Source organism: Streptomyces sp. NPDC058092, from assembly GCF_042884935.1.
Classification (GTDB): domain Bacteria; phylum Actinomycetota; class Actinomycetes; order Streptomycetales; family Streptomycetaceae; genus Streptomyces.
In genome coordinates this window covers 106,961-131,588 of sequence record NZ_JBHVSY010000002.1, presented here as the reverse complement: position 1 = coordinate 131,588, position 24,628 = coordinate 106,961, and the positions used below count along the sequence as shown (strand labels likewise).

Sequence of the window (24,628 nt, the reverse complement as noted above, 5' to 3'; positions counted from 1 at the left end):
GGACAGCGATTTACCTGCGAGTACGGGGAGTTGTGACGCGCATCACTGTACGGCCCCGGAATCGTCACTGTCAGCTGAGCGTCACTTGGCGGTTGGTGAGCCCGCCGCGGGCCCGCCGCTCCTCGGCGGTGAGCGGAGCGTCCGAAGCGAGCGCCGCGGTCAGCCGCTCGGCGAGCTCGGCCGCGGGCTTCTCGCACTCCGTGGCCCCCATCGCACGCGGCAGATCCCAGACCGGGACCATCAGCCCGTGCGCCCGGAAGGAACCGACCAGCCGCGTCCCTTCGCCCAGCGACGAGGTGCCGGCGGCGTGCAGCCGGGCGAGCGCGTCGAGGAGCTGCTCCTCGGGGTGGGGCATGACCCAGCGCAGGTGGTTCTTCTCCGGGGTCTCGCACCAGTACGCGGCGTCCACGCCGGAGAGCCGCGACGTCGGGATCGCCGCCTCGTTCGCCCGCTCCAGGGACGCGGACACCTCGGGCGTGGCGTTCTCCGCGTCCGGAACCCAGAACTCGAAGCCGGAGCGGACCGCGGGCTCGAACGCCGCGCCGGGGTCGAGCAGGTCCTGCAGCCGCGGACCTTCCGCCGGTGCGCGCCGGGCGGCCACGGGCGAACCGGGCTCGGCGGCCAGCGCCCGCTGCAGCGTGTCCGCGAGGTCACGGCTGAGGTCACCGGACGGGGTGTCGTTCTGCAGGGCGAGCAGCACCGAACCGTCGTCGCGGCGGAGCGCCGGCCATGCCATCGGAAGGACGGTCGCGAGCGTTACCGAAGGCACGCCCTCGGGCAGCCCGCCCTTCAGCGTCAGCTCGACCGTGGCGGCGGGCACCAGCTCGCGCAGAGCGACCCAGTCGCACTCACCGGCCAGCCCCTCGAAGGGCCGGTGGACGAGTTCGGTCACGGCCTGGGCGGCGGCGCGGCCGTGGCACGCCTTGTAGCGGCGGCCCGAACCGCACGGGCAGGGCTCGCGAGCCCCCACCACCGGGATCTCGCCATCCTTGAGCTGCTGCTTCCCGGCCTTGGTCTGAGGGCGCTTCTTGGCCATGGTGGGCTTTCTCCCGATTGCGACAGTGCGGTCTGGGCCGCGAGCCTAGCGGCCCGCGTCGCGTCCGGGGCACATGCGCCCGCGTGCCCGGCGGTTGCAGAGGTGCCGAACGCCCGCGCGTACGCCCGCCGGCCTGGTCGCCCGTACGTCCGTCCACCGATCCGTGTGCCGGTGCGGGTGGTCGTACCGCAGTCGTCGCACACTCCCGTGCCCGTACCCGTAGCTGTGCGCGGCCCCGTAGTCGTGTCCGTACCTGTACCCGTGCCTGTGCGGGAACGTCAGCCCACGTCGTCGAAGGCGTCCGCGAAGCCCAGCCCGTCGAGCCCTGATGCATCCGGTACCCCGGACACCCGCCCGTGCCCCTCGCTGACGAGGACCCACACGGTGACTTCGCCGGAAACGCTGTCGCGCACGCCCCACTCCTCGGCGAGCGCGCTGATGATGTTGAGCCCGCGGCCGCCGCGCGCCGTCACCGACGGTGTGGCCGGAATCGGTCGGGTCGGACCGCCTCCGTCCGTCACTTCGACGGTCAGCCCGCCCGTTCTGTCCACGCGCCATGCGGCGCGGATGTCGCCGTCACCCACATCCGTGTGTCGCCCCAGTGGCCTGCCGTGCCGGCAGGCGTTGCTGAGTAGTTCGGAAAGGATCAATACAGCATCGTCGACGACCGAATCCGGCACCCCGTAGCTGCGCAACTGCTCACGCATCCGATGCCGCGCCCGACCCACGCCCGCAGGGCCATGGGGTACGGCCATGCTCGACGACGTGGGCACTTCCTGTGCCACCACCAACGCCACCCCCGAGACCTCCTTTGCCCCACGCCACGGAGTGGATGCCCCCCTGGACTGGGCCGGAAACCGGCCAATCGCCTGCTGGTGACGCACTCGTAACGATCGAATACGGTTCGAATGCGCCGGTGTACTCCGTGTAACTGGTGTTAAGGGCGTCCCAGTTGTGACAGAACCTGTTTCGGGCGGTTCGTGATGATTGCCTCGACTCCGAGATCGATGCAGAGCTCCACGTCCTCCGGTTCGTCGACCGTCCAGACGTGTGCACGATGCCCCGCATGGTGCAGGCGCTCGATGTAGCCGGGGTGGCTGCGTACGATCCGCATCCCCGGACCGGCGATCCGCGCCCCCGCCGGCAGCCGCCCGTCACGCAGACGTGGCGAGACGAACTGCATCAGATAGACGGTGGGCAGGGTGGGCGACGCGACCTGGATGCGGTGCAGGGAGCGTGCCGAGAAGCTCATGATCCGCACCGGGGACGGGCCGTCGGCCGGCGGCGCGTCGAGTTCGAAGCGCTTCAGCAGGTGCAGCAGCCGCTCCTCGACCTGACCCGCCCAGCGGGTGGGGTGCTTGGTCTCGATGGCCAGCTGGAGCGGGCGCCCGGCGGCCCGTGTCTCGGTGACCAGTTCGAGCAGCCGTTCCAGGGTGAGTACGGAGGTGAGTTCCCCCGGCACCGGATCCCAGTCCGGGGACTCCGACTCCTCGCGGTCCTTCCAGGAGCCGAAGTCGAGGGCGGCGAGCTCGGAGAGCTCCAGTGCGGAGACGGCGCCGCGGCCGTTGGAGGTGCGGTTCACCCGGCGGTCGTGTACGCAGACGAGGTGCCCGTCGGCGGTGAGCCGTACATCGCACTCCAGGGCATCGGCGCCGTCCTCGATCGCCTTCCGGTATGCGGCCAGGGTGTGCTCGGGGGCGTCGTCGGACGCGCCCCGGTGGGCGATGACCTGGATGGGAGGGTGTGCGGACTGCTGCCGTGCGTGGGTCACTGCGTCATGGTGTCACCGAGGAGGGAGTGCTGGGTACAGCTCGCGCCGCGACAGCACGCGCCTCGCACCGGGTGCCCGTTTTGCCGGATGTAAAGATGGGCGTGCGGATGCACAGGTCCTGCTTACAGTGGCCTGACGTGCCGTGGGAAAAGCTGTCCCGGGACACGTACACAGCGGATCTCTTGCCGAAAATGATGTGGAACCGAGGAGTAAAAAGCTGTGAGCACAGAGAACGAGGGCAACGAGGGCACTGCGGGCGAGGCCGTTCCGTCCGTTCCGTCCACACCTCCAGTGCCGGCCGACGCTTCTCAGGGGTCGCCCGGGAGCACGCCCGCGTCCCCACACGGACCCACGCCCGCGTCCCCACACGGACCCACGCCCGCCCCGGCGCACCCGGAGGCGCCGGACGCGGCAACCGCGCGGCAGCCGCTCCCCCCGACGGGCGAACCGGCCGACGCGACCGCGCACACAGCTCCCATTCCGGCCACGCCTGCCCCCGGGTTCCAGTCGGCCGCCGAAGCCAACTGGCCCCCGCCCCCTCCCGCCGTCCCCGCGTACGCGCACCACGGCGCGGACGGCGGAGGTCCGGTCTGGGGCGCCCCGGCTCAGCTCCACTCCCCCGAAGGCCCGCGCAAGCGGGGCATGGGCGGCGCCCTGGTGGCCGCGGTGGTGGTGGCGGCGCTGGTCGCCGGCGGTATCGGCGGCGCCCTCGGCTACTGGGCGGCCGACCGGAACGGCGGTTCCAACGGCTCGACCACGGTCTCGGCGTCGGCCGATCCGCAGGACCTCAAGCGTGACCCCGGCACGGTCGCGGGCGTGGCCGCCAAGGCGCTGCCCAGCGTGGTCACCATCGATGCGCAGGGCGGTGACGGCGAGGGCGGTACGGGCACCGGCTTCGTGTACGACAAGGAAGGCCACATCCTCACGAACAACCACGTGGTGGCCTCCGCGGCGGACAGCGGCCAGCTCACGGTGACGTTCTCCAACGGCAAGAAGTACGACGCCGAGGTGGTCGGCCGGGCGCAGGGCTACGACGTCGCCGTTCTGAAGCTGAAGAACCCGCCGTCGGGGCTCGCCCCGCTGTCCCTCGGCAATTCGGACCGGGTCGCGGTCGGCGATTCGACGATCGCGATCGGCGCCCCGTTCGGTCTGTCCAACACGGTGACCACGGGCATCATCAGCGCCAAGAACCGGCCGGTCGCCTCCGGTGACGGTTCCGGTGGCAGCAACTCGTACATGAGCGCCCTGCAGACCGACGCCTCGATCAATCCGGGCAACTCCGGCGGCCCGCTGCTCGATTCGCGCGGCGCGGTCATCGGCATCAACTCCGCCATCCAGTCGGCCGGGAGCAGTGTCGGTCAGACCCAGGCGGGCTCCATCGGCCTCGGCTTCGCGATCCCGATCAACCAGGCGACGAACGTCGCCCAGCAGCTGATCAAGACCGGCCGGCCGGTCTACCCGGTGATCGGTGCCACGGTCATGATGGACGACAAGACCGGCGGCGCGGTCATCTCCGACCAGGGCGCGGGCGGTACGGCAGCCGTGTCGAAGGACGGCCCCGCGGCCAGGGCCGGCCTCCGGGCGGGCGATGTCATCACGAAGTTCAACGACAGCGTGATCGACAGCGGTCCGACCCTGATCGGTGAGATCTGGACCCACAAGCCCGGCGACCGGGTGACCGTGACCTACAAGCGCGACGGCAGGACGGCAACGACCGAAGTCACCCTGGGGGAGCGCAAGGGCGACAGCTGACCGGCTAGGCTGTTCTCGCGTCAACCGCGGTCCATGGACCGATGACGCGGGGTGGGTTGCCCGAGCGGCCTAAGGGAACGGTCTTGAAAACCGTCGTGGCAGCGATGTCACCGTGGGTTCAAATCCCACACCCACCGCTTGCAGGTCAGCGTAGATGCTGGTCGGAAGGGGTGTCTCTCGGTGAGAGACACCCCTTTGTCGTTTCATCCTGGGCTCGATGGACCGGACGGGGCCGTCCCGGGCCCGGTCTCGTCCTCGTTCTCGTAGCTCGTGGTGAGGCGGGCTGCCGAGGCGATGGTGGCGCGGGCTTCGCGTTCGGTGAGGCCGGTGCGGACGGCGGCGTGGGTGAGGGCGTCCGCCAGGGCGTCGCCGAAGCCGTGTTCGTAGGCGCGGCAGGCTGCCCAGAAGAGCCGTGTGTTGCGCTGGCCCTCGTGTGCCGCGAGGACGAAACGGACCAGTCCCCGGCCCTGTTCGGGCCGGGCCGTGGGGTGGTGAGGGCGTGCGGGGGGCTTGAGCAGGTGGAGGAGTGCGCGGGGGCAGGGGGCAGGCGGGAGGTCGGCGGTGCCCGGGGCGAGCCGGTACGTGCCATGGGCGGTGACCGAGCCGGGGCCCACCAGGTAGCCGCCGGCGCCCCGGACGTCGATGCCGGGGGCGAGGCGGCTCGCGGAGTTCGGTACGGAGACGCCGGGCGGGCCGGTCAGCCAGATGTGGCGGCCGCCGCTGGGCGTGAGCACGGTGACGGTCGGCGGGATGGTGAACAGGTGGTGCAGGGCGATCTGCTGGAGCGATGCGGCGGAGTCGCTTCTGCCGGTGGTGTCGATGTCCAGGTCGATGCCGATGAGATGGTGCGGGGGCCGGCCGCACGCGATGCCGTAGCCGGTGGCCCAGGGGGCGGCGGCGAACAGGGCGCGGACGGCGGCGGGGTTCGTGGTGGCGTCGTGGACGCCGTGTCCGGGAAGGCCGCAGGCGCCCCGGCAGGTGACCGGCCGGTCCTCGTTCCGGTGCGGAGAGGGCAGGGCGGGGAGCTTTCCGGCGGAGAGCGGGATGACGGGGAGCCCGCGCTCGGCGGCGGAGAGTGCGTGAGCCAGGGCCAGGGTGGCGGTCTGCCGGTCGATGGTGGCCATGGCTCTATTTTCGTACAGACGTTCGAAGAAGGGAAGGGGATGGGATGCCGGCCGGCTGGGGTGCCGGAACGCTTCTTCTCTTGCGGGGTACGGGCTCGGGCGGGGCCGGAGGCTGCGGGAGGGGGCGCGGGAGGGGTGTGAGCTGGGGCTTTGGCGGCGTGAGTGGGTTTATCGGGTGTTCCTCACGCTTGCGGGGGAATCGGATCGTGTGGGTGGTTCGCCGGGGATCCGGTGGGCAACTCTGCTGTCGCGACGTCGTGACCAAGCCGGGGCGGTCGGCCAACTGCCCCGGAACAAGCCGTACTTTCGGTTCCTGGAGGAATTGACATGGCAAGCATCCGTACCGCTCGTGCCCTCGCCGCTGTCGCAGCCCTGCCTCTCGCCGCCGCACTCTTCAGCGGCGTGGCCCAGGCCGACAGCGGCTCGTTCGCGAACGACGGATCGAACGCGGCTGTTGCCACGGTCGTCGGCAGCGGCGTCGGCGGCAACAACTCCGGCAATTCGTCCACCTCGCAGCAGCAGGCCGTCGGCTCCGGCGCGTCGAACCGAAGCAACTCCGCGCAGGTGAACGGCTCGGCGTTCACCGTGGTCGACCAGCACAGCGAGTATCTCGCGGTGAACTTCACCAATCTCTGGTGAGCCGGGTCCCGGCCATGAGCCGGTCGGGGGGTCGGGTCACGGCTGGTTGAACGGCGGCCTGCGCGAGGGCACTTGGGTGCCCTCGCGCAGGCCGCTTCGCGTTGTGCCGGCGGTCGGGTCGGGGCGTCGTCGACCTTGACAGGGCAGGCAGATCTGACGGACAGTCAGAAACCTTGAGTGCGTACCCGAATCCGTACTTCCGTATCCGTACGCCTGTGTCCGGGAGGCAGCTGTCGTGCACCTCGCCCAGACGGAGCGTCAGCAACAGCTGCGCGCCGAACTCCGTACGTACTTCCGCAAGGTGATGCCCAGGAGGGACGCGAGGACGGCGCCCGGGGCCGAGGACCCGGCCGGGCAGCGCCGACTGCTGCGCCGGATCGGTGCGGACGGGATGCTCGGACTCGGCTGGCCCGTCGAGTACGGCGGCCAGGGCCGCGGACCCGACGAGCAGTTCGTCTTCTTCGACGAGGCCTACCGGGCGGGGGCGCCCGTCTCGATGGTCACCCTCAACACCGTCGGACCGACGCTGATGAAATACGGGACCGACGAGCAGAAGGCCTACTTCCTGCCCAGGATCCTCCGCGGCGACCTCGTCTTCGCCATCGGCTACAGCGAGCCGGAGGCCGGTACGGACCTCGCGGCGTTGCGCACCAGGGCCGTGCGGGACGGTGACTCCTGGGTGATCGACGGGCAGAAGATCTTCACCAGCAACGCGCAGAACGCGGACTGGATCTGGCTCGCCTGCCGTACGGACCCGGATGCGCCGAAGCACCGGGGCATCTCGATCCTGCTGGTTCCGACGGACGCCCCCGGGTTCTCCTGGACGCCGATCGAGACCGTGGGCGGGCTGACCACGACGTCCACCTACTACGACGGGATACGGGTGCCCGCCACCCGTATGGTCGGCGCGGAGAACGACGGCTGGGGGCTCATCACCAACCAGCTGAACCATGAACGGGTGGCTCTCGCCGCCATCGGAATGCAGGCCGAGGACTTCTACGAGGCAGCACTCGCCTTCGCCCGCACCCCCGACCCGGTCACGGGCCGGCGTCCGGTCGACGAGCCGTGGGTGCGGACCCGGCTGGCCGAGGCCTACGCCCGGCTGGCGGCGACGCGCCTGCTCAACTGGCGCCTGGTGGGGGATGTCGGCGCGGGTTCCCTGGCCCCCGGCGAGGCGAGCGGCGTGAAGTTCGTGGGAACCGAGAGCGCAGTCGAGGTGTACCGGATCTGCCAGGAGATCACGGGCGAGGCCGGGACGATCCGGGGCGGTTCGCCCGGCGCCTTCGGGGACGGGGAGCTGGAGCGGATGAACAGGGCGGCGCAGATCAACACCTTTGGGGGCGGAGTGAGCGAGGTGCAGCGGGAGATCGTCGCGACCATGCGGCTCGGCATGAAGAGGGGCAAGCGGTGACGGACGCGCGGGAACGGCGGGCGGAACGGGGCGGGCCGGACCGGTTGTACGAGCGGCTCAAGGAGTTCGAGGGGCGGGCCGCCGCGACCGCGGGCACCGGCAAGGACCCGGTCAACGAGCCGATGATCAGGCACTGGTGCGAGGCGATGGGGGACACCGGCCCCGCCTACGCGGGACCGGACGCGATCGCGCCGCCGACGATGCTGCAGGCGTGGACGATGGGCGGTCTGTCGGGGCACACCGACCGCTCCGAGGCGTACGAGGAGCTGTTCGGGCTGCTCGACGGCGCGGGCTGCACCTCGGTGGTCGCGACCGACTGCGAGCAGGAGTATCTGCGGCCGCTGCGGCCCGGCGACCGCATCACGTTCGACGCGTTGATCGAGTCCGTCTCGGAGCGCAAGACGACCAAGCTGGGGACGGGGTATTTCGTGACGACGCGGATGGACGTCCGCGCGGAGGGTGAGCTTGCCGGGACGCACCGCTTCCGGATCCTCAAGTACGCGCCGGCCGCGGCGATGCGGGCGGCGCGTTCCGGCGGCCGGAGCCCGCGCCCGAGGCCGGTGATCAACCGGGACAACGCCGGGTTCTGGCAGGGCGTCGCCGAGCGCAGGCTGCTGATCCAGCGGTGCGGCGAGTGCGCCACGCTGCGCTTTCCCTGGCTGCCCGGCTGCAACGCGTGCGGCTGCCAGGAATGGGACACGGTCGAGGCGAGTGGCGACGGCACCGTTTTCAGCCACGTCGTGATGCACCACCCGCCCTTCCCGGCCTTCAGCGCCTCGGACGGGGGCGGACCGTACGCGGTGGCGCTGATAGAGCTGGCAGAAGGGGTACGGATGGTCAGCAATGTGATCGGGGTGCCGTACGACAAGGTGCGGACGGGAATGCCGGTGCGGCTGGAATTCCTCCGCGCAGACCAGGAGTTGGAGCTTCCGGTCTTCCGGGGAGGCGAGGGCTGACATGGACTTCGTACCCACCGAGGAACAGACCGCGGCGCAGGGGCTGGCGGCGCGGATCTTCGGGGATCTGTCGACGCACGAACGCCTGGCCGGGGCCGGCACGGGGACGGACGCCGAGCTGTGGAAGGAGCTCTGCGGGGCCGGACTGACCGCGGCGGTCGAGGAGATCGGGCTGCTCGGCCTGGTGCTCCTGCTGGAGGAGCAGGGCCGGACGACGGCGCAGGTGCCGTTCGCGGCGAGCTGTGTGTACGGGCTGCTCGCCGTCGCCTCGCACGGCACCGACGAACAACGGGACCGGCTGTTGCCCCCGCTGCGGGACGGCACGGACGTCGCCACCGGGGCGTTCCCGGCACGCGGCGGGACGCGGGCGGACGGCGAGGGGCGGCTGAGCGGCAGCGTGCCGTACGTGCCGTGGCTGCGGGACGCGTCCCTCGTCCTCGTCGCGGACTCGGAGCGGGGGCTGTGGATCCTACGGACCGGTGATCCGGGTGTGGCGACGGAGCCGGTCGAGACCACGGCACCGTGGTCGGCCGCGCGGCTCGTCCTGGACCGGGCGCGCGGGGAGCGGCTCGGTGGTGAAGGGGCGCCTGACGCCCTCGACGCACCCGAGCGGCCCAGGGGGGCCAGGCCGTACGGAGAAGCACTCGGGTCCATCGAGGACGTCAGGCGCCCCGGGGCGTACGAGCAAGTGCTGGCTGCAAGCCGGATCGCGTTCGCCGGGCTGCAGGCCGGGGTGTGCGCCGGTTCGCTGGCCCGGGCCGTCGCCCACACCAACACCCGGGAGCAGTTCGGGCGTCCGCTCTCCACCAAGCAGGCGGTACTGCTGCGCGCCGCCGACGCCCATATGGACACCGAAGCGATCCGGGTCACCGCGTACGAGGCGGCATGGCGCCATGACACGGGGCTGCCGTACGGGCCGCAGGCGCTGACCGCCGCCTGGTGGGCGTCGGAGGCCGGGAAACGGGTCGTGCACGCCGGACAGCATCTGCACGGCGGAACGGGCGCGGACCTCGACCACCCCGTACACCGTCACTTCCTCTGGGGTCGTCAGCTCGACGCCTATCTGGGATGCGGCAGCGAAGTACTTCAGGAACTCGGCCAGTCACTGGTGAAGGAGGGGCCGGAGTGAAGGTCGGCAAGAAGCTGGCGCCGCTGGAGATCGCGGTGACCCGCACCCTGATCGTGGCGGGCGCCCTCGCCTCCCGCGACTACCAGGACGTGCACCACGACGCGGAACTCGCCCGGGAGAAGGGCTCCCCGGACATCTTCATGAACATCCTGACGACCAACGGCCTGGTCGGCCGGTACGTCACCGACCGCTTCGGCTCGTCGGCCGTGCTCCGCAAGGTCGCCATCAGACTGGGCGCGCCCAACTACCCGGGGGACACCATGGTCCTGAGCGGCACGGTCACCGCCATCGGGGACGACGGGACGGCCGAGGTGTCGATCGTCGGAACCAACGGTCTCGGCAGGCATGTCACGGGCACGGTGACGGTGACCGTGCCCATGAGTGTGACCGGCGGCGTTCCCCAGGGGGCGGCATGAGCCTGCGCAGAGCCGCCTCGCTCGGCGGCAGAGCGGCGGTCGTGGGGATCGGGGCGACCGAGTTCTCCAAGGACTCCGGTCGCAGCGAACTCAAACTGGCCGTCGAAGCGGTGCGGGCCGCCCTCGACGATGCCGGGCTGACCCCTGCCGATGTCGACGGTCTGGTCACCTTCACCATGGACACCAGCCCCGAAATCACCGTCGCGCAGGCGGCCGGCATCGGTGAGCTGTCGTTCTTCTCCCGTATCCACTACGGCGGCGGGGCGGCCTGCGCCACCGTCCAGCAGGCGGCGATGGCCGTGGCGAGCGGAGTGGCCGACGTCGTGGTCTGCTACCGCGCGTTCAACGAACGTTCCGGGCGCAGATTCGGCTCCGGCGTGCAGCAGCGCGAGCCCACCGCGGAGGGCACGGCGCTCGGCTGGAACCTCCCCTTCGGGCTGCTCACCCCGGCCTCCTGGGTCGCCATGGCCGCCCAGCGCTATCTGCACACGTACAACCTGACGCCGGAGGCCTTCGGCCATGTCGCGGTCACCGACCGGCGCCATGCCGCCCGCAACCCCGCGGCGTACTTCTACGGGAAGCCGATCACCCTGGCCGATCACGCCGCGTCGCGGTGGATCGTCGAACCTCTGCGGCTGCTCGACTGCTGTCAGGAGACCGACGGCGGGCAGGCGATCGTCGTCACCAGCGCGGAACGGGCCCGGGACCTGCCACGGCCGCCCGCCGTGATCGTCGCCGCCGCCCAGGGGGCCGGGCGGGCGCAGGAACAGATGACCAGCTTCTACCGCGACGATCTGACCGGCCTGCCGGAGACGGGAGTGGTCGCCCGGCAGCTGTGGCGGAGCTCCGGCCTCTCCCCCGCCGACATCGATGTGGGCATCCTCTACGACCACTTCACACCGTTCGTCCTGATGCAGCTGGAGGAGTTCGGCTTCTGCGCACGGGGCGAGGCGGCCGACTTCGTCGCGGCCGACGCGCTGCCCCTGAACACGCACGGCGGGCAGCTGGGGGAGGCGTATCTGCACGGGATGAACGGCATCGCGGAGGCGGTCCGGCAGATCCGGGGCTCGTCGGTGAACCAGCTGTCCGGGGCGGCCCGCACCTTGGTCACGGCAGGCACCGGCGTACCCACCTCGGCGCTGATACTGGGCGCGGACGACTGACTGGGGGGTCGACCCTGAGCCCTGAAGACGACGGATCCACCTACAGGAGGTGGGGCAGGCCCCACTCCTACACCCTGAGGCGGACGCCGTTTCGGGACCTGGGGCCGATCCACGGGGCGGCGCCCCCTCCTAGCGTGGAGCCATGACCACGCCAGTCTGCACGGGCACCTCCGGGGGAGCTGCCATCACCGGACACATCCCGCACGGCTCGTACGCGACGCACGCCGCGCACGCCGCGCACACCGCGCACACCGCGCACGCCGCGCACACCGCGCACGCGACGCATGGAGCGCACGCGCCGTTCGCCTCGCGCGCCTCGTCGTACGCCTCACGGGCTCCGCACGCCCCGTATCCGTCGTTCTCCTCGTTCGTACGGGCGCGGGGGCCCGTACTGCTGCGCGCCGCCCGCTCGCTCACCGCGAACCCGAGCGATGCCGAGGATCTGCTGCAGACCGCTCTCACCAAGACGTATGTCGCCTGGGAACGGATCGAGGACCACCGGGCGCTCGACGGCTATGTCCGCCGGGCACTGCTGAACACCCGGACCTCGCAGTGGCGCAAGCGCAAGGTCGACGAGTACGCCTGCGACGAACTGCCCGAGCAGGAGGCCCCCGGAGCCCCCGACCCGGCCGAGCACCAGACGCTGCACGACGCAATGTGGCGTGCCGTGCTGAAGCTCCCGGACCGGCAGCGCGCGATGGTGGTCCTGCGGTACTACGAGGATCTGAGCGAGGCCCAGACGGCCGAGGTGCTCGGGGTGTCCGTCGGCACGGTGAAGAGCGCGGTGTCGCGGGCGCTCGGCAAGCTCAGGGAGGACCCGGAGCTGGCCCCGGTCCGCTGACCCCGGGCGACGACGGCGCGCCGGGCGGACCCGGTTCTGCCGAACGACACCGATTCGTACTCCCGGGACTAGTGACATACCGACTGGTATGTGAGCAGAATCAGCGGAACCTTACTGCCGCGTAGCGCCCACCGGGAGGACGCCGTGCTGAGCACCATGCAGGACGTACCGCTGACTGTCACCCGCATCCTCCGACACGGGATGACCATTCATGGGAAGTCGCAGGTCACGACCTGGACCGGCGAGCCCGAGCCGCAGCGGCGCAGCTTCGCCGAGATCGGCCGACGGGCCACCCAGCTGGCGAACGCGCTGCGCGACGAGCTCGGTGTCGACGGCGACCAGCGCATAAGCACCCTCATGTGGAACAACGCCGAACATATCGAGGCGTACCTCGCGGTCCCCTCGATGGGCGCCGTCCTCCACACCCTCAACCTCCGTCTCCCCGCCGAGCAGCTGATCTGGATCGTCGAGCACGCCGACGACAAGGTCGTCATGGTCAACGGCTCCCTGCTGCCGCTGCTCGCGCCGCTCCTTCCCCGTCTGACCTCGATCGAGCACGTGATCGTCACGGGGCCGGGCGACCGTTCCGTCCTGGACGGCGCGGCGCCCCGGGTGCATGAGTACGAGGAGCTGATCGCCGGCCGGCCGACCAGCTACGACTGGCCCGAGCTCGACGAACGCCAGGCCGCCGCCATGTGCTACACCTCCGGCACCACCGGCGACCCCAAGGGCGTCGTCTACTCCCACCGCTCCCTCTACCTGCACTCCATGCAGGTCAACATGGCGGAGTCGATGGGGCTGACAGACAAGGACACCACGCTGGTGGTCGTCCCCCAGTTCCATGTGAACGCCTGGGGGCTGCCACACGCGACGTTCATGTCCGGCATCAACATGCTCATGCCGGACCGGTTCCTGCAGCCCGCCCCGCTCGCCGACATGATCGAGCGCGAGAGGCCGACCCACGCCGCAGCCGTCCCCACCATCTGGCAGGGGCTGCTCGCCGAGGTCACCGCCAACCCGCGCGACCTCAGCTCCATGGCCCGCGTCACCATCGGCGGCGCCGCCTGCCCGCCGTCCCTCATGGAGGCGTACGACAAGCTCGGCGTCCGCCTCTGCCACGCCTGGGGCATGACGGAGACGTCACCGCTCGGCACCATGGCCCACCCGCCCGCCGGGCTGACCGAGGAAGAGGAGTGGCCCTACCGCGTCACCCAGGGCCGCTTCCCGGCCGGCGTCGAGGCGCGCCTGGTCGGCCCCGGCGGCGAGCTGCTGCCGTGGGACAACGAGTCGGCCGGTGAGCTGGAGGTACGCGGCCCCTGGATCGCCCGGGCCTACTACGGAGGCGCGGACGGCGAGGACGCGTGCCCCGAGGACAAGTTCAGCGAGGACGGCTGGCTGAAGACCGGTGACGTCGGCGTGATCAGCGACGACGGCTTCCTCACCCTGACCGACCGGGCCAAGGACGTCATCAAGTCCGGCGGCGAATGGATCTCCAGTGTCGAGCTGGAGAACGCCCTCATGGCGCACCCGGACGTGGCCGAGGCGGCGGTCGTCGCCGTCCCGGACGAGAAGTGGGGCGAGCGCCCGCTCGCCACGGTCGTGCTCAAGGACGGCGCCGCCGCCGACTACGAGGCGCTGAAGACGTTCCTCGCCGAGTCCGGCATCGCCAAGTGGCAGCTGCCGGAGCGCTGGACGGTCATTCCGGCGGTGCCGAAGACGAGCGTCGGCAAGTTCGACAAGAAGGCGATCCGCAAGCAGTACGCGGAGGGCGAGCTGGACATCACCCGGCTCTGACCGGGCCGGCCCGGAGGGGCTGGATGACGAGGGCGGTACGGGAGAACCCGTACCGCCCTCGTCGTGACCCCCGGCTGTCCGCCGGTCAGTTCGTGCCGACTTTCGCGAGCAGGTCGACGATGCGCGACTGCACCTCGTCGCTCGTGGAACGCTCGGCCAGGAAGAGCACGGTCTCGCCCGAGCTGAGCTTCGGCAGCTCGGACCCGGTCATGTCGGCTGAGGTGTAGACGACCAGCGGGGTCCGGTTCAACTGGCCGTTGGCGCGCAGCCAGTCGATGATCCCGGCCCGGCGGCGGCGTACCTGCATCAGGTCCATCACCACCAGGTTGGGCCGCGTCCGGGTGGCGAGCGTCACCGCCTCGTTGTCGGTGGAGGCCCGCGCGACCTGCATGCCGCGCCGCTCCAACGTGTCCGTCAGCGCCAGCGCGATCTCCTCGTGCTCCTCGATCAACAGCACCCGCGGCGGATGCTGTTCGCTGTCGCGCGGGGCGAGCGCCTTGAGGAGTACGGCCGGGTCGGCACCGTACGCCGCCTCCCGCGACGCCTGCCCCAGACCGGCCGTCACCAGCACCGGGACCTCGGCCGCCACGGCGGCCTGACGCAGTGACTGCAGTGCCTTGCGGGTGATGGGACCGGTGAGCGGGTCGACGAAGAGCGCGGCGGGGAACGCCGCGATCTGGGCGTCGACCTCCTCGCGGGAATGCACGATCACCGGCCGGTAGCCGCGGTCGCTCAGCGCCTGCTGGGTGGAGGCATCGGGCGCGGGCCAGACGAGCAGCCGGCGCGGGTTGTCCAGCGGCTCCGGGGGCAGCTCGTCGTCGACCGGCTGCGGCGACGGACGGTTGGCGACCTCGACCGCGCCACCCGGACCGTCCAGCGGCTCCGGCCCCTCGGCGCCCTCGTCGGGTGCCCCTATGGCGTACGCGCGTCCCTCGGACTCAGGAGGAGCCGACAGCAGCTGCCCCGAACCCGGGTTCGGGCCCTGTGCGGCGCCGGACGGAGCGGCAGGGGACGGAGCGGGCTGCGACGGAGCGGCCGGGGAGGGCGCGGTCTGCGGCAGTGCGGCCTGTGGGGTGCGCTGGTCCTCCGGCGGGGCGGCGAGCTTACGGCGCCGTCCGGCACCGCCGAGCGTCTGGTTCTGCTGGTGCGCGATGTGCTGGGCGAAGGGCACGCCCTGTCCGAGCGTCCGCACGCTGAACGCGCGCCCCTGCGTCGAGTCCGACGAGCCGCCGGGCATCGGAGACTCTGCGGGCAGCGGCTGCCTGCGCGCGTCCGGTACGGGCGCGGTGTTCCGGGGGCGGCTCTCCGCGACGCCGGTGGAGTCGGCGGCGCCCGCGACGGGCGTGGTGCCGGTGGTGTGCGTGGTGTGCCCGGCCGCCGGCCACTCCGGATCGCCGCCGGGGTGGCCGGCGGGCCGGTCGTCGGCCTGCGGGGCCTGCGCGGCCTGCTGGGGCTGCTGGGGCGCGTCGGTGTGACGCGCCCGGCGCCGCCCGGTCGGTACGGGGTGCGCCTGGGGCGGGGTGTGCTCCTCGTCCGGTGCGATGCGTACGGCGTCGTGGCGCCCGGGCAGCGAGGCGTCCGCGTCGACGGCCGCGGACGGGGCACGGTCGGCATCCGCGGGCGGCAGAGCGAACGCGGTACGGGGCCCGGTCGGCTCGGCCTGGGCGGACCGCTCCTGCGTGGCCGCCAACGCCCGCCGCGCCCGCCGCCCGCTCGACTGAGGCGCCGGTGCGGGCACAGCCCCGTCCTCGACCTGCGAGAGGCCTTCGGAGGCGGAAACGGAGGCGGAAGCGGAAGTGGAGGAGGCAGCAGAAGCGGAAGCCGGCAGAGCCAGCTGGTTCTCGCCGCCCTGACGCGCCCGGTGTCCACCCGCCGGCACCGGCATCGGCCCCTCGGCCGGAACCGGAACACCCTGCGGCGGCACGGTCCGGCCACGCTGCGGACGGCCACCGCCACCCTGTGCGCCCTCGGCCGCCGTCACCACCGCCCCTTCGGACGGCGCGGAGGCGGCCGGAGGCAGCGCCAACGCCTGCCCCGTCCCTGCCCCCCGCTGCTCGACAGCAGGCTCCCCGGGCCGCCGGCCCTGCTCGGGCAGCCGAGCCGGAAGCGCGTGCTGAGTACCGGTCTCGGCCGGGCTCGGCCGCCCCCGCCTGCGCCCCGAGCCCTCGCCCTGCTGGACGGGAATCATGTCGTGCGCGCCCTGCGTCTCCTGCGCCGCGGGTTCACGACGCGCCCGGCGCCGCCCCGTCGGCTCGGCTGCCGCGGTATCCCCGGAACCGGAACCGGACTCGCCCCCCGCCCCGGAACCACCCACAGGGCTCTCCAGGAACGCGTCCGTGGACGCCCGCCGTGCCCGCCGCCGTCCACCGCCCGTCGACGACTGACCGGCCATCGACTCGGACCCCGGCTCAGCCCCCGCCCCGGAGCCCGGCTTCGCCCCCGGCTCGGGCACAGACCCCGCCTCCGGCGCGGCTGCCGGTGACATCACCGTTCCCGAGCCCTTGCCCAGCGGCACTTCGAGTACGTACGCGCTGCCGCTCATCCCCGGCACCTCGTGCGTCTGGAGCACGCCGCCGTGCGCCCGTACGATCCCGCGCACGATCGGCTCGTGCACCGGGTCTCCCCCGGCGAACGGTCCGCGCACCTCGATCCGTACGACCTCACCGCGCTGCGCCGCCGCGACGACGACCGTCGAGTCGACGTAGCCGCCGCCCGGCACCACGCGGGCCTTGCCGGTCGAGTCGACCCCGGCGACATCCGCGACCAGATGGGCGAGGGCGGTCACCAGCCGGGCCGCGTCCACCTCGGCCTCGATCGGCGGCGCGTGCACCGCGAACTGGGCCCGCCCGGGACCGATCAGCTCGACGGCCGCGTCGATACCGGCCGTCACGACCGAGTCGAGCAGCACGTTCGCCTTGACCAGGTCCTCCGAACCGGCGTCCAGGCGCTGGTAGCCGAGCACGTTGTCGACGAGCGTGGTCATCCGGGCATAGCCCGCGGCCAGGTGGTGCAGGATCTGGTTGGCCTCCGGCCACAGCTGGCCGGCCGGGTCGGCGGCGAGCGTGGAGAGTTCGCCGCGCAGCTCCTCCAGCGGCCCGCGCAGCGACTCGCCGAGCACGGCGGTGAGCTGGGTGTGCCGGGCGGTCAGCGCGGCCAGCTGTTCGGCCTGCGCTTCCAGTTCGGCGGTGTACCGCTCGGCCCGGTCGGCCTGTTCCGCGCTGTGCCGTTCCGTCAGGGCGGTGACCTCGGCGGTGTGGCTCGCGGTCAGTTCGTCGACCTCGGCCCTGTGCTGTTCGGCGAGCTCCTCGTACGGCCGGCGGTCGGTGAACGTCATGACCGCACCGACCAGCTGGTCCCCGTCCCGGACCGGCGCGGTGGTCAGGTCGACCGGCACCTGCGCACCGCTCTTGGACCACAGCACCTGCCCGCGCACCCGGTGCTTGCGGCCGGACCTGAGGGTGTCGGCGAGCGGCGACTCCTCGTACGGGAACGGCTCGCCCTCCGCCCGCGAGTGCAGGATCAGCGGATGCAGCTCCTGGCCGCCCAGGTCGCTGGCGCGGAAGCCGAGGATCTGCGCGGCGGCGGGGTTGACCAGGACGACCCGGCCGTCCGTGTCCGTACCGACGACCCCCTCGGCCGCGGCCCGCAGGATCATCTCGGTCTGCCGCTGCGAACGGGCCAGTTCGGCCTCGGTGTCGACGGTGCCCGACAGGTCCCGTACGACGAGCATCAGCAGCTCGTCACCCGTATAGCTGCCGCTGTACGTGCTCTGGAAGTCGTTGTACGCGGCCTGCCCGTCCTCCAGGCTGGCGCTGGTGACCTCGACCGGGTACTCGGTGCCGTCGGTCCGCCGTGCGGTCATCCGCGTCGGCTTCGTACGGCCCCGGTCGTCGGCGGACTCGGGGCGGCGCATCGACCCCGGGATCAGCGTGGAGTCGAACTCCGGCAGCAGATCGAGGAGCCCGCGCCCGACGAGTGCGGTGCCCGGCATCTCGAACATTTCCAGCGCGATGGTGTTGGCGTTGACGACCGTGCCGTTGCAGTTGACGAGCAGCAGCCCGTCGGGGAGTGCATCGAGTATGGCTGCGAGGCGAGCAGCGCCTCGGGATGGCCTGCTGCTCACGACGACGCTTCCTCCCTGGTTACCGCACCTTGCCGACAGCGGGCCCCATCTTGCCCCTCGGGCCGCAGGCTGTCACGGAAGGAGTCTAAAGGCAGAGAAGGGGCGCAGGTCGGCGGATGAGGGGGAGCTCTCACCAAGGTTGTGTGCACGGGGTGCTGCGGAAAGGCGTACAGACCCCCGCTCATCGGACGCTGGGGAGCACGGGCCGCAGATTGTTCCAGCGTGAGATCTCGCAGCCGTTGCCCCGCGCGAAGACGGTGTCGATGCTCCGCCCGCGCCAGGTCCCGGCGACCCGGGCGGTGGCCGGCCCCCCGAATTGCTGCGTGCACATCGCGTCCCGGGGCACCGGTGCGAACGGGGCCGCTCCCTCGTCCGTCAGCTCCTCCAGCCGGTCGCAGGCCCGCTGCGCCACCGGATGGCTGCCACCGGTCGGTCCGCACTCCAGCTCGAAGACGCCGTCGGCCGCGGGGTCCCCCGAACCCGAGACCGTCACCGTCAGCCGGGTACGGCCATCGTCCCCGTGCGGGAGCGGGAGCGGGAGCGGGAGTGGCAGGGGCCCGCTGGCCGCGGTCGCGGCCGGCCCGGCGGCGGACAGTGCGGCGAGGGACACGACGGCGGTGAGGGCGAGACGGCGCAACATGCGGACTCCTGTACTCGTGCACTTCGACGGGGCGAACGGCCTCCACCCTCACTAACGCTCCGCACGCCACGACGTTGCGCAACCGCAGGCGCTTTGCCCTCGTGCCCGACTGCCTAGTACCGTAGGCACCGGTTGGTGACGCGGCGCTCAGCTGTGTCATCATCTGCACGCACCACTCGCGCTCGCGCGAGGTGTGCTGGAGGCGTCGCCTAGTCCGGTCTATGGCGCCGCACTGCTAATGCGGTTTGGGTCTTAAAGCCCATCGAGGGTTCAAATCCCTCCGCCTCCGCTCCATCACCGAAGCCCCGTGCCACTGGCACGGGGCTTCGGTCGTACCCGGACCCGGGCGGCGCACAGCGTGCGCCGCCCGGCACCACTAAACAGGGTGTTTTCGCAGGTCAGAGGTGGTGTGGCTTAAGGATTTCGCGCTACGGCGCAGGTCATGTAATGTTGTTCCCGCAACGCCGACCAGGCAGAAAAGCCCGGAACGCACAAGCACTCGTAGCTTAACGGATAGAGCATCTGACTACGGATCAGAAGGTTGCAGGTTCGAATCCTGCCGAGTGCACACAGGTCAAAGGCCCCCCGGGATCATCCCGGGGGGCCTTTGACATCAACCGCTGACATCAACGCGGTCCGAAGTGCCGATCACTCCTCGGTGTCCGGCTCCTGCTCGTCGTCTGATTCCTCCTCCGAGTCGTCCAGTTTCAGGGCGTCGTCCATCCGGTCGGCGGCGGCCTTGAGCGTTGTGCTCATGACGTGCGCGTAGGTGTCGAGCGTCATTGTGATCGTGCTGTGACCGAGAGTTTCCATGATCGTGCGAGCGTCCACGCCTTGAGCGAGCAGGAGTGACGCGCAGGTGTGCCGAAGATCGTGAACGCGCACGCGTCGTACGCCGGCGTCCCGGCACAGGATGGTGAGCATCCGGTTCAGGTTGCGGGGGTCCGTGACGCGGCCGGTCGTCGTCGTGAAGATCAGCCCGTCCGGGTGCCCGTGGGCAGGCTGCCACTTCTTCCCCGCAACCGTGCGTTCCCGCTCCTGCTGGGCTCGGTGCTGTGTGAGTGCCCGCATGCAGTGCTTCGGGAGGGACACCGTGCGAATGGAACGCATGGTCTTGGGACTGCCGAAGATCAGCTCACGCCGGATGCGCTGTACGTTCCGACGGACGCGGAGCTGACCGTTCGCGAGGTCGACGTCCGACCAGGTAAGGGCGAGCGCCTCGCCCCGCCGCAGGCCCGTCGACACGAGCAGCAGCCACAGAGCGTAGAGGCGGTGAGACCGGGCGGTCTTGAGCATGAGGCGAGCCTCTGCGGCGTCCAGCGGACGCACCTCCTTGCGGGTGACGGTGGGGGTTTCCACGATCCGTGCGACGTTCCGCGCGATCAGTTCCTCCCGGATCGCCTGCTGAAGCGAGGACCGGAGCACAGCGTGGATGTACTGGACGGTCCGGGCGGACGGGCGGCGCTTGCAGCAGCGGCCCACGGCGCAGCACGAACGCTTGTCCTCGGGGCGCTCCTGGTCCGCGCCGCGGAGGCAGCACAGGCAGGAGACCTTGAACTCCGCCAGGAACCGGCGTACGTCCGCCGGCGACAACCGGTTCAGCCGCTTCTTGCCGAGGGCGGGGCGGATGTACAGGCGGGTCAGACCCTCGTAACTGTTCAGCGTGGACGGCTTGAGCCGCTGCGGCGCGATGGTGGCGAGCCAGTACGTCAGGTAGTCGCCGAACGCCATCGTGGACTCTGCGGCCGGGATGCCCTGGCGGGTCTTCTCCTGCAACTCCGTGAGCTTGTCAGCCACTTCCTTGCGGGTCTTGCCGTAGACGAACTTCCGGGTGCGGGTCCCGTCCGGGCGGTAGACGTAGGCCGCGGCGTGATACCGGCCGTCCGCACGCTTGCTGATCGTTCCTTCACCGTTGGCGCGCTTGGCCATCAGTCGCTCTCCTCAATGCGGTTGCGCATGTACTGGCGTACGGCGTCGACCGGGACGCGGCGAGTGCGGCCGGACGTGAAGCTTTCGAGCTGTTTCGAGCGAATGAGGTCGTAGACCTTGCTGCGGCTGAGACGCAGGGCGGACATGACTTCGGGGACCTTGAGCGCTTCGTGGCTCGGGGGCATGGCGGTGGTCATGCGGGGACTCCTCTGGGGGCCTTGCGGAGGTAGCAGATGCGCGCGTGTGTCCGAGGCGTGGATTTCTGCGTCATTGCGTCGGTAGCGTCATTCGGGGCTCTGACCTGCGGTTTTGCTTGACGCAGTAGTTAGGGCGTGCGTCATCGCCGCGTCATGGGGTGCGTCATCGGATGACGCAGATGACGCAGGGCAAGCCGTGTGCGTCATGCCTGTTGGCGCAGGTCAGGTGCCGTTTTCCGGCCCGCATGACGCACATGACGCAGCGTCTTCCTTCTTGGGACAAAGAAGGGCCTGCCTGTTGTAGTTCGGTGCCGCTCACAGAGCGAAGAAGGGGCCGCTGCGCGGCGCGACCTTGGGGCGGCGTTCCGCCGAACAGCAAGAGGAGCACGTGCTCTTCTTGCTGTTCGCTTGTGCGTGCGGATCGCGGGTCAGAACGCCCGTGCTTGCTCGTGCGGGGCCGGGGGGAGCGTGTGGGTCATTTCGAGGTAGCGGCCCGCGCTGGTGCGGCCCGAGTCGACAAGGACGCGCCGGGCGGCCAGCGTCGGTTGGAGGCGCTTGAGCCGGTCGGAGAGGACTTTGCCGGTGGTGGGCCACCCTTTGGGAAGGGGGCGGCAGTCGTCGCTGTAGAGGCTGCTGAGGCAGGACAGCCACTCCGTGGACGTCATTCGCTGCGCTGCGCCCGGCTCGATGGTCTCGGCGTGCCTGAGGACGGTCTGTGCGAGGAGGTCACCCTCGATCACGTCGTCGTTCAGGTCGTCCAGACTTGCCCGGTAGGCGGTGAGCGCCCCGAGGCCGGTTGCCGCGTCGAACTGCGCGCACAGGTGCGCGAAGTCCGCCATCCGCAGGTCCGTGGGGGTCTCCGCCTTTACGTCCCGGACCTTGACCGTGAGGTCCAGGAGCGAGCCGAGAACGACCGGCAGAACCTCCGCGTACTCCGCCCACAGTTCCGCCTCGGTGCGACGGACGCTGGGCCGCTCCAGCCGCAGCGGTAGGAGCCGGTCACCGCGAGCGACGAAATCGTGCGCCTGGTCGTGCAGGCGTCTGCGACCGGCGTGTACGTGTGGGCGGTCCACTGGATCGAGCGCCGCTGAACCCATGCCGCCTGGGAGTACACGAGTACTCCCAGGCGGCCCACCGTGTACCGGCATTGCGTCCTGGTCAGCCGACGGCGCCTTCCTGGCGATCGACGTCATCGCGAAGGACGTCGAGTCCATCGTCGGGATCCTCGACATCAACGGTGACTACGACGAGAACGACTTCGTGAAGCAGGAGCCGGGACAGACGTGGGCGTTGACGAGTTCGGCAGGCAAAGCAAGAAATCCTGTACGTCGACCGCCAGGACGAGAACGGACACCTCGCGCAAGCGCCCAAGCGCGCGACACGGATCGAGTCGCCAGAAAAGCGGAAGGTCGCCCGAACGGCAGGCCTGCCTAGCGTCCGGCCCATCCGGCAGGTCGCGGCTTCCACGAGCGAAGCCGCAGTTCCAAGGCATGTTGCGTGACATCAGTAGCTGACATCAACAGAGGCGTACAACCGCGCACGGTGGCACATCCGCGATCGATGGATGAGCCAACAGATCCCAGTAGACGAGTGGTCCGTGAGGGCGGTGCACGCGCCTATGGAACAAGGGGCGTGGCGCTTGCTGCAGGCGGTCGATGGATGCTCCTAGAATCGAACGTTTGAACGATTACTCGCCGTCCCGACTCGGGGCCGGTCCGAAACGCTTTCGCCCTCACCGGTGACTGATCGGCGAGACCGTCGGCGCAGGCCTTTGAGGGTTGTTGTCGCCAAAGCCCTGTCAGATTGTCAGACAGATGTAGATTGCAGCGTTTCGCCGCGTTTTGTGTTCTTTTATCAGGTTCCATTACCTGCGCGACAGCGGTGTTTGTGTGTCGTCGCTCTATCGCCCCCGGGCCGTTTTCTGACGTAGCGGGGAATTGCTTCAAGAGAGGATCGGCGTGTTGTGACCAATGACGTTCACAGATCTCAAAGTTGGGGCGAGCGGGGCCTCTGGCGTGTCACTGGTCGTCGGGCGGCGCAAGTGTCGGCTTCAGCGGCGTCGCCGGCCGGGCCCGGGCGGGGTTGGTGGCGTATGGGCGTCACCGTAGCGGTGTGTGCCGTGCTCACCGGTGCGGGGGTGCCGGCGGCCGTCGCCGACTCTCCGACGGCAGGTCATCGCAGCGGCAGTCGGGCAGCCGCGCCAGTCAGTCAGACCTTCACCTTCACCGGCGCTCCGCAGACCCTGACGGTTCCTGCGGGAATGTTCGTGACGATCACCGCGGACGGGGCCGGCGGTGCCGACAACACCGGCACCCCCTGTTCCGTCACGGGGACCGGTGGGACGGGGGCGCGGGTCGTCACCACGCTCCCGCAAACCGCCGCACCGACGGCCTTCACCATCAACGTCGGCGGCACCGGCGGCAAAGGCTGCAACGGCACCGGGACGCCGGGTGCCGGCGGGTTCAACGGCGGCGCCCCAGGTGGGGGTTATCCGCTCAGTGGTTTTCATTTTGAAGGGCCGGGTGGGGGCGGGGCCTCCAGCATCAGCACGGGTGGCTCCTTGCTGGTGGTCGCCGGGGGCGGCGCCGCCGCCGGCGGCACCGGACAGGGTTCTACGGGAGGGAACGGAGGCAACGGCGGGACAACGCCGGATGCCACCGGCGGTACCGCGGGAAGTGCCACCGGCCCTGGGGCTTCGCCGGGGCAGGGTGGGGGCGGCGGCAGCACCAGCACCAGCACCGGCGGTGCCGGCGGTGCCGGCGGGGCCGTTCCGTTGTGTGCGGTCATGAACGGCGGGCCAGGGAGCGGGTTTTCAGGTGCCACGGTCGGTACCGGTGGCACCGGGGGCAGCTTCGGCGGTGGCTGCGCCGCTACCAGAATCGGGGCCGGTGGGGGCGGTGGTGGTGGGTACTTCGCCGGCGGGGGCGGCGGCAGCGGCGCCGTCAACAGCATGGGCACCTCGGCGGGTGGGGGCGGTGGTGGTGGGGGCAGCAGCTTCGCCACCACGTCGAGCACCGGTACACACTATGCGCCGTCCACGATCGGGACGGCGAACAACAACGGCCAGGTGACCATCTCCTACAGCCCCCCTGGCCCGAGCTTGACCATCGGCAAGAGCCACAGTGGCAGTTTGGTGCGGGGTCAGTCCGGCTCCTACACGCTCACGGTCGGCAACGACGGGATCGACGCGACCGACGGCACCGTCGTCACCGTGACCGACACTCTCCCGGCTGGGCTTAGCGCGACGTCGTTGAGCGGTACCGGGTGGACGTGCACGCTGGCCACGCTGACCTGTACCCGCAGTGACGTCCTCGCGTCCGGTGGCAGCTATCCGGCGCTCACCCTCGCGGTCAACGTCGCCTGTACGGCCTCCAGCACCGTCACCAACACCGCCACCGTCACCGGAGGCGGCGACACCGCCACTCACACCGCGACCGATCCCACGGCCATCACCGGCGCCTGCCCGCCCACGCTGGCGATCGGCAAGAGCCACAGCGGCAGCTTTGCGCGGGGTCAGTCCGGCTCCTACACGCTCACGGTCGGCAACGACGGGACCGGCGCGACCGACGGCACCGTCGTCACCGTGACCGACACTCTCCCGGCTGGGCTTACCGCGACGTCGTTGAGCGGTACCGGGTGGACGTGCACGCTGGCCACGCTGACCTGTACCCGCAGTGACGTCCTCGCGTCCGGTGGCAGCTATCCGG

At 70.8% G+C, this 24,628-nt stretch carries 17 protein-coding genes, 3 tRNA genes and 2 pseudogenes; 13 read left to right on the top strand and 9 right to left on the bottom strand.

Features of this window, described 5'->3' with window-relative positions; all coding sequences use genetic code 11:
- Positions 1–70 precede the first annotated feature (70 nt).
- The 3 genes from ACFVV1_RS04315 to ACFVV1_RS04305 all read right to left on the bottom strand — a co-directional run bounded on the left by ACFVV1_RS04315 (position 71) and on the right by ACFVV1_RS04305 (position 2,807).
- Positions 71–1,036, bottom strand: coding sequence for a DUF5926 family protein (locus tag ACFVV1_RS04315; RefSeq protein WP_389984243.1), 966 nt, complete (start codon positions 1,034–1,036; stop codon positions 71–73).
- Between the two features lie 278 nt (positions 1,037–1,314).
- Positions 1,315–1,920 (bottom strand): ATP-binding protein, encoded by a 606-nt coding sequence (locus ACFVV1_RS04310; protein ID WP_389984240.1) that lies wholly within the window; start codon positions 1,918–1,920, stop codon positions 1,315–1,317.
- Positions 1,921–1,973: 53 nt separating this feature from the next.
- On the bottom strand, positions 1,974–2,807 hold the full coding sequence (locus ACFVV1_RS04305) for a glycerophosphodiester phosphodiesterase (protein WP_389984237.1): 834 nt from the start codon (positions 2,805–2,807) through the stop codon (positions 1,974–1,976).
- 219 nt (positions 2,808–3,026) lie between these two features.
- On the opposite strand from ACFVV1_RS04305, the gene ACFVV1_RS04300 reads away from it, so the two are divergent.
- Both ACFVV1_RS04300 and ACFVV1_RS04295 read left to right on the top strand, forming a co-directional pair.
- Complete coding sequence (locus ACFVV1_RS04300) at positions 3,027–4,559, top strand: trypsin-like peptidase domain-containing protein (protein WP_389984234.1); 1,533 nt, start codon at positions 3,027–3,029, stop codon at positions 4,557–4,559.
- 50 nt (positions 4,560–4,609) lie between these two features.
- Positions 4,610–4,696 (top strand) — tRNA-Ser (locus tag ACFVV1_RS04295).
- Positions 4,697–4,762: 66 nt separating this feature from the next.
- Here ACFVV1_RS04295 and ACFVV1_RS04290 read toward each other — a convergent pair.
- Positions 4,763–5,683: a bifunctional DNA primase/polymerase gene (locus ACFVV1_RS04290; protein WP_389984231.1), complete on the bottom strand. Its 921-nt coding sequence runs from the start codon at positions 5,681–5,683 to the stop codon at positions 4,763–4,765.
- Between the two features lie 327 nt (positions 5,684–6,010).
- On the opposite strand from ACFVV1_RS04290, the gene ACFVV1_RS04285 reads away from it, so the two are divergent.
- From ACFVV1_RS04285 to ACFVV1_RS04250, 8 genes are all read left to right on the top strand, one after another.
- On the top strand, positions 6,011–6,322 hold the full coding sequence (locus ACFVV1_RS04285) for a hypothetical protein (RefSeq protein WP_389984228.1): 312 nt from the start codon (positions 6,011–6,013) through the stop codon (positions 6,320–6,322).
- A 235-nt stretch (positions 6,323–6,557) separates the two neighbouring features.
- On the top strand, positions 6,558–7,733 hold the full coding sequence (locus ACFVV1_RS04280) for an acyl-CoA dehydrogenase family protein (protein ID WP_389984225.1): 1,176 nt from the start codon (positions 6,558–6,560) through the stop codon (positions 7,731–7,733).
- Entirely contained in the window at positions 7,730–8,689 is a 960-nt protein-coding gene (locus ACFVV1_RS04275) for a bifunctional MaoC family dehydratase N-terminal/OB-fold nucleic acid binding domain-containing protein (protein WP_389984222.1), read from the top strand. The genes ACFVV1_RS04280 and ACFVV1_RS04275 overlap by 4 nt, the downstream gene beginning before the upstream one ends.
- A 1-nt stretch (position 8,690) precedes the next feature.
- Positions 8,691–9,818, top strand: a complete 1,128-nt coding sequence (locus ACFVV1_RS04270; protein ID WP_389984219.1) for an acyl-CoA dehydrogenase family protein — start codon at positions 8,691–8,693, stop codon at positions 9,816–9,818.
- Complete coding sequence (locus ACFVV1_RS04265; RefSeq protein WP_389984216.1) at positions 9,815–10,234, top strand: MaoC family dehydratase; 420 nt, start codon at positions 9,815–9,817, stop codon at positions 10,232–10,234. Before ACFVV1_RS04270 ends, ACFVV1_RS04265 begins: the two co-directional genes overlap by 4 nt.
- Positions 10,231–11,397 (top strand): lipid-transfer protein, encoded by a 1,167-nt coding sequence (locus ACFVV1_RS04260; RefSeq protein ID WP_389984213.1) that lies wholly within the window; start codon positions 10,231–10,233, stop codon positions 11,395–11,397. Before ACFVV1_RS04265 ends, ACFVV1_RS04260 begins: the two co-directional genes overlap by 4 nt.
- Positions 11,398–11,593: 196 nt before the next feature.
- Positions 11,594–12,238 (top strand): SigE family RNA polymerase sigma factor, encoded by a 645-nt coding sequence (locus ACFVV1_RS04255; RefSeq protein WP_389985116.1) that lies wholly within the window; start codon positions 11,594–11,596, stop codon positions 12,236–12,238.
- A 144-nt stretch (positions 12,239–12,382) separates the two neighbouring features.
- Entirely contained in the window at positions 12,383–14,032 is a 1,650-nt protein-coding gene (locus ACFVV1_RS04250; RefSeq protein ID WP_389984210.1) for a long-chain fatty acid--CoA ligase, read from the top strand.
- A gap of 85 nt (positions 14,033–14,117) precedes the next feature.
- Here the strand turns inward: ACFVV1_RS04250 and ACFVV1_RS04245 are convergent, their stop codons facing one another.
- Both ACFVV1_RS04245 and ACFVV1_RS04240 read right to left on the bottom strand, forming a co-directional pair.
- A complete protein-coding gene (locus ACFVV1_RS04245; protein ID WP_389984208.1) occupies positions 14,118–18,155 on the bottom strand; it encodes a PAS domain-containing protein in 4,038 nt (1,345 codons plus the stop codon).
- Positions 18,156–18,336: 181 nt separating this feature from the next.
- Positions 18,337–18,795: an SSI family serine proteinase inhibitor gene (locus tag ACFVV1_RS04240; protein ID WP_389984205.1), complete on the bottom strand. Its 459-nt coding sequence runs from the start codon at positions 18,793–18,795 to the stop codon at positions 18,337–18,339.
- Positions 18,796–18,993: 198 nt separating this feature from the next.
- Here ACFVV1_RS04240 and ACFVV1_RS04235 point away from each other — a divergent pair.
- Both ACFVV1_RS04235 and ACFVV1_RS04230 read left to right on the top strand, forming a co-directional pair.
- Positions 18,994–19,084, top strand: a tRNA-Ser gene (locus ACFVV1_RS04235).
- 206 nt (positions 19,085–19,290) lie between these two features.
- Positions 19,291–19,363, top strand: a tRNA-Arg gene (locus tag ACFVV1_RS04230).
- Between the two features lie 80 nt (positions 19,364–19,443).
- On the opposite strand, the gene ACFVV1_RS04225 is transcribed toward ACFVV1_RS04230, so the two are convergent.
- From ACFVV1_RS04225 to ACFVV1_RS04215, 3 genes and pseudogenes are all read right to left on the bottom strand, one after another.
- Positions 19,444–20,724 carry a tyrosine-type recombinase/integrase gene (locus ACFVV1_RS04225; protein WP_389984202.1) on the bottom strand — a complete coding sequence of 427 codons (1,281 nt, stop codon included), beginning with the start codon at positions 20,722–20,724 and terminating at the stop codon, positions 19,444–19,446.
- Positions 20,724–20,921: a helix-turn-helix domain-containing protein gene (locus ACFVV1_RS04220; protein ID WP_389984200.1), complete on the bottom strand. Its 198-nt coding sequence runs from the start codon at positions 20,919–20,921 to the stop codon at positions 20,724–20,726. Before ACFVV1_RS04220 ends, ACFVV1_RS04225 begins: the two co-directional genes overlap by 1 nt.
- Before the next feature lie 428 nt (positions 20,922–21,349).
- Positions 21,350–21,922 (bottom strand): annotated as a pseudogene (locus tag ACFVV1_RS04215) (ATP-binding protein); the annotation flags it as partial.
- 2,132 nt (positions 21,923–24,054) lie between these two features.
- Here ACFVV1_RS04215 and ACFVV1_RS04210 point away from each other — a divergent pair.
- A pseudogene (locus ACFVV1_RS04210) lies at positions 24,055–24,628 on the top strand (hypothetical protein); the annotation flags it as partial.

Excerpts from the sequence above, each read along its gene's own strand:
- ACFVV1_RS04315 (WP_389984243.1), bottom strand. The coding sequence starts at position 1,036 with ATGGCCAAGAAGCGCCCTCAGACCAAGGCCGGGAAGCAGCAGCTCAAG.
- ACFVV1_RS04290 (WP_389984231.1), bottom strand. The coding sequence starts at position 5,683 with ATGGCCACCATCGACCGGCAGACCGCCACCCTGGCCCTGGCTCACGCA.
- ACFVV1_RS04285 (WP_389984228.1), top strand. The coding sequence starts at position 6,011 with ATGGCAAGCATCCGTACCGCTCGTGCCCTCGCCGCTGTCGCAGCCCTG.
- ACFVV1_RS04270 (WP_389984219.1), top strand. The coding sequence starts at position 8,691 with ATGGACTTCGTACCCACCGAGGAACAGACCGCGGCGCAGGGGCTGGCG.
- ACFVV1_RS04260 (WP_389984213.1), top strand. The coding sequence starts at position 10,231 with ATGAGCCTGCGCAGAGCCGCCTCGCTCGGCGGCAGAGCGGCGGTCGTG.
- ACFVV1_RS04240 (WP_389984205.1), bottom strand. The coding sequence starts at position 18,795 with ATGTTGCGCCGTCTCGCCCTCACCGCCGTCGTGTCCCTCGCCGCACTG.
- ACFVV1_RS04225 (WP_389984202.1), bottom strand. The coding sequence starts at position 20,724 with ATGGCCAAGCGCGCCAACGGTGAAGGAACGATCAGCAAGCGTGCGGAC.
- ACFVV1_RS04220 (WP_389984200.1), bottom strand. The coding sequence starts at position 20,921 with ATGACCACCGCCATGCCCCCGAGCCACGAAGCGCTCAAGGTCCCCGAA.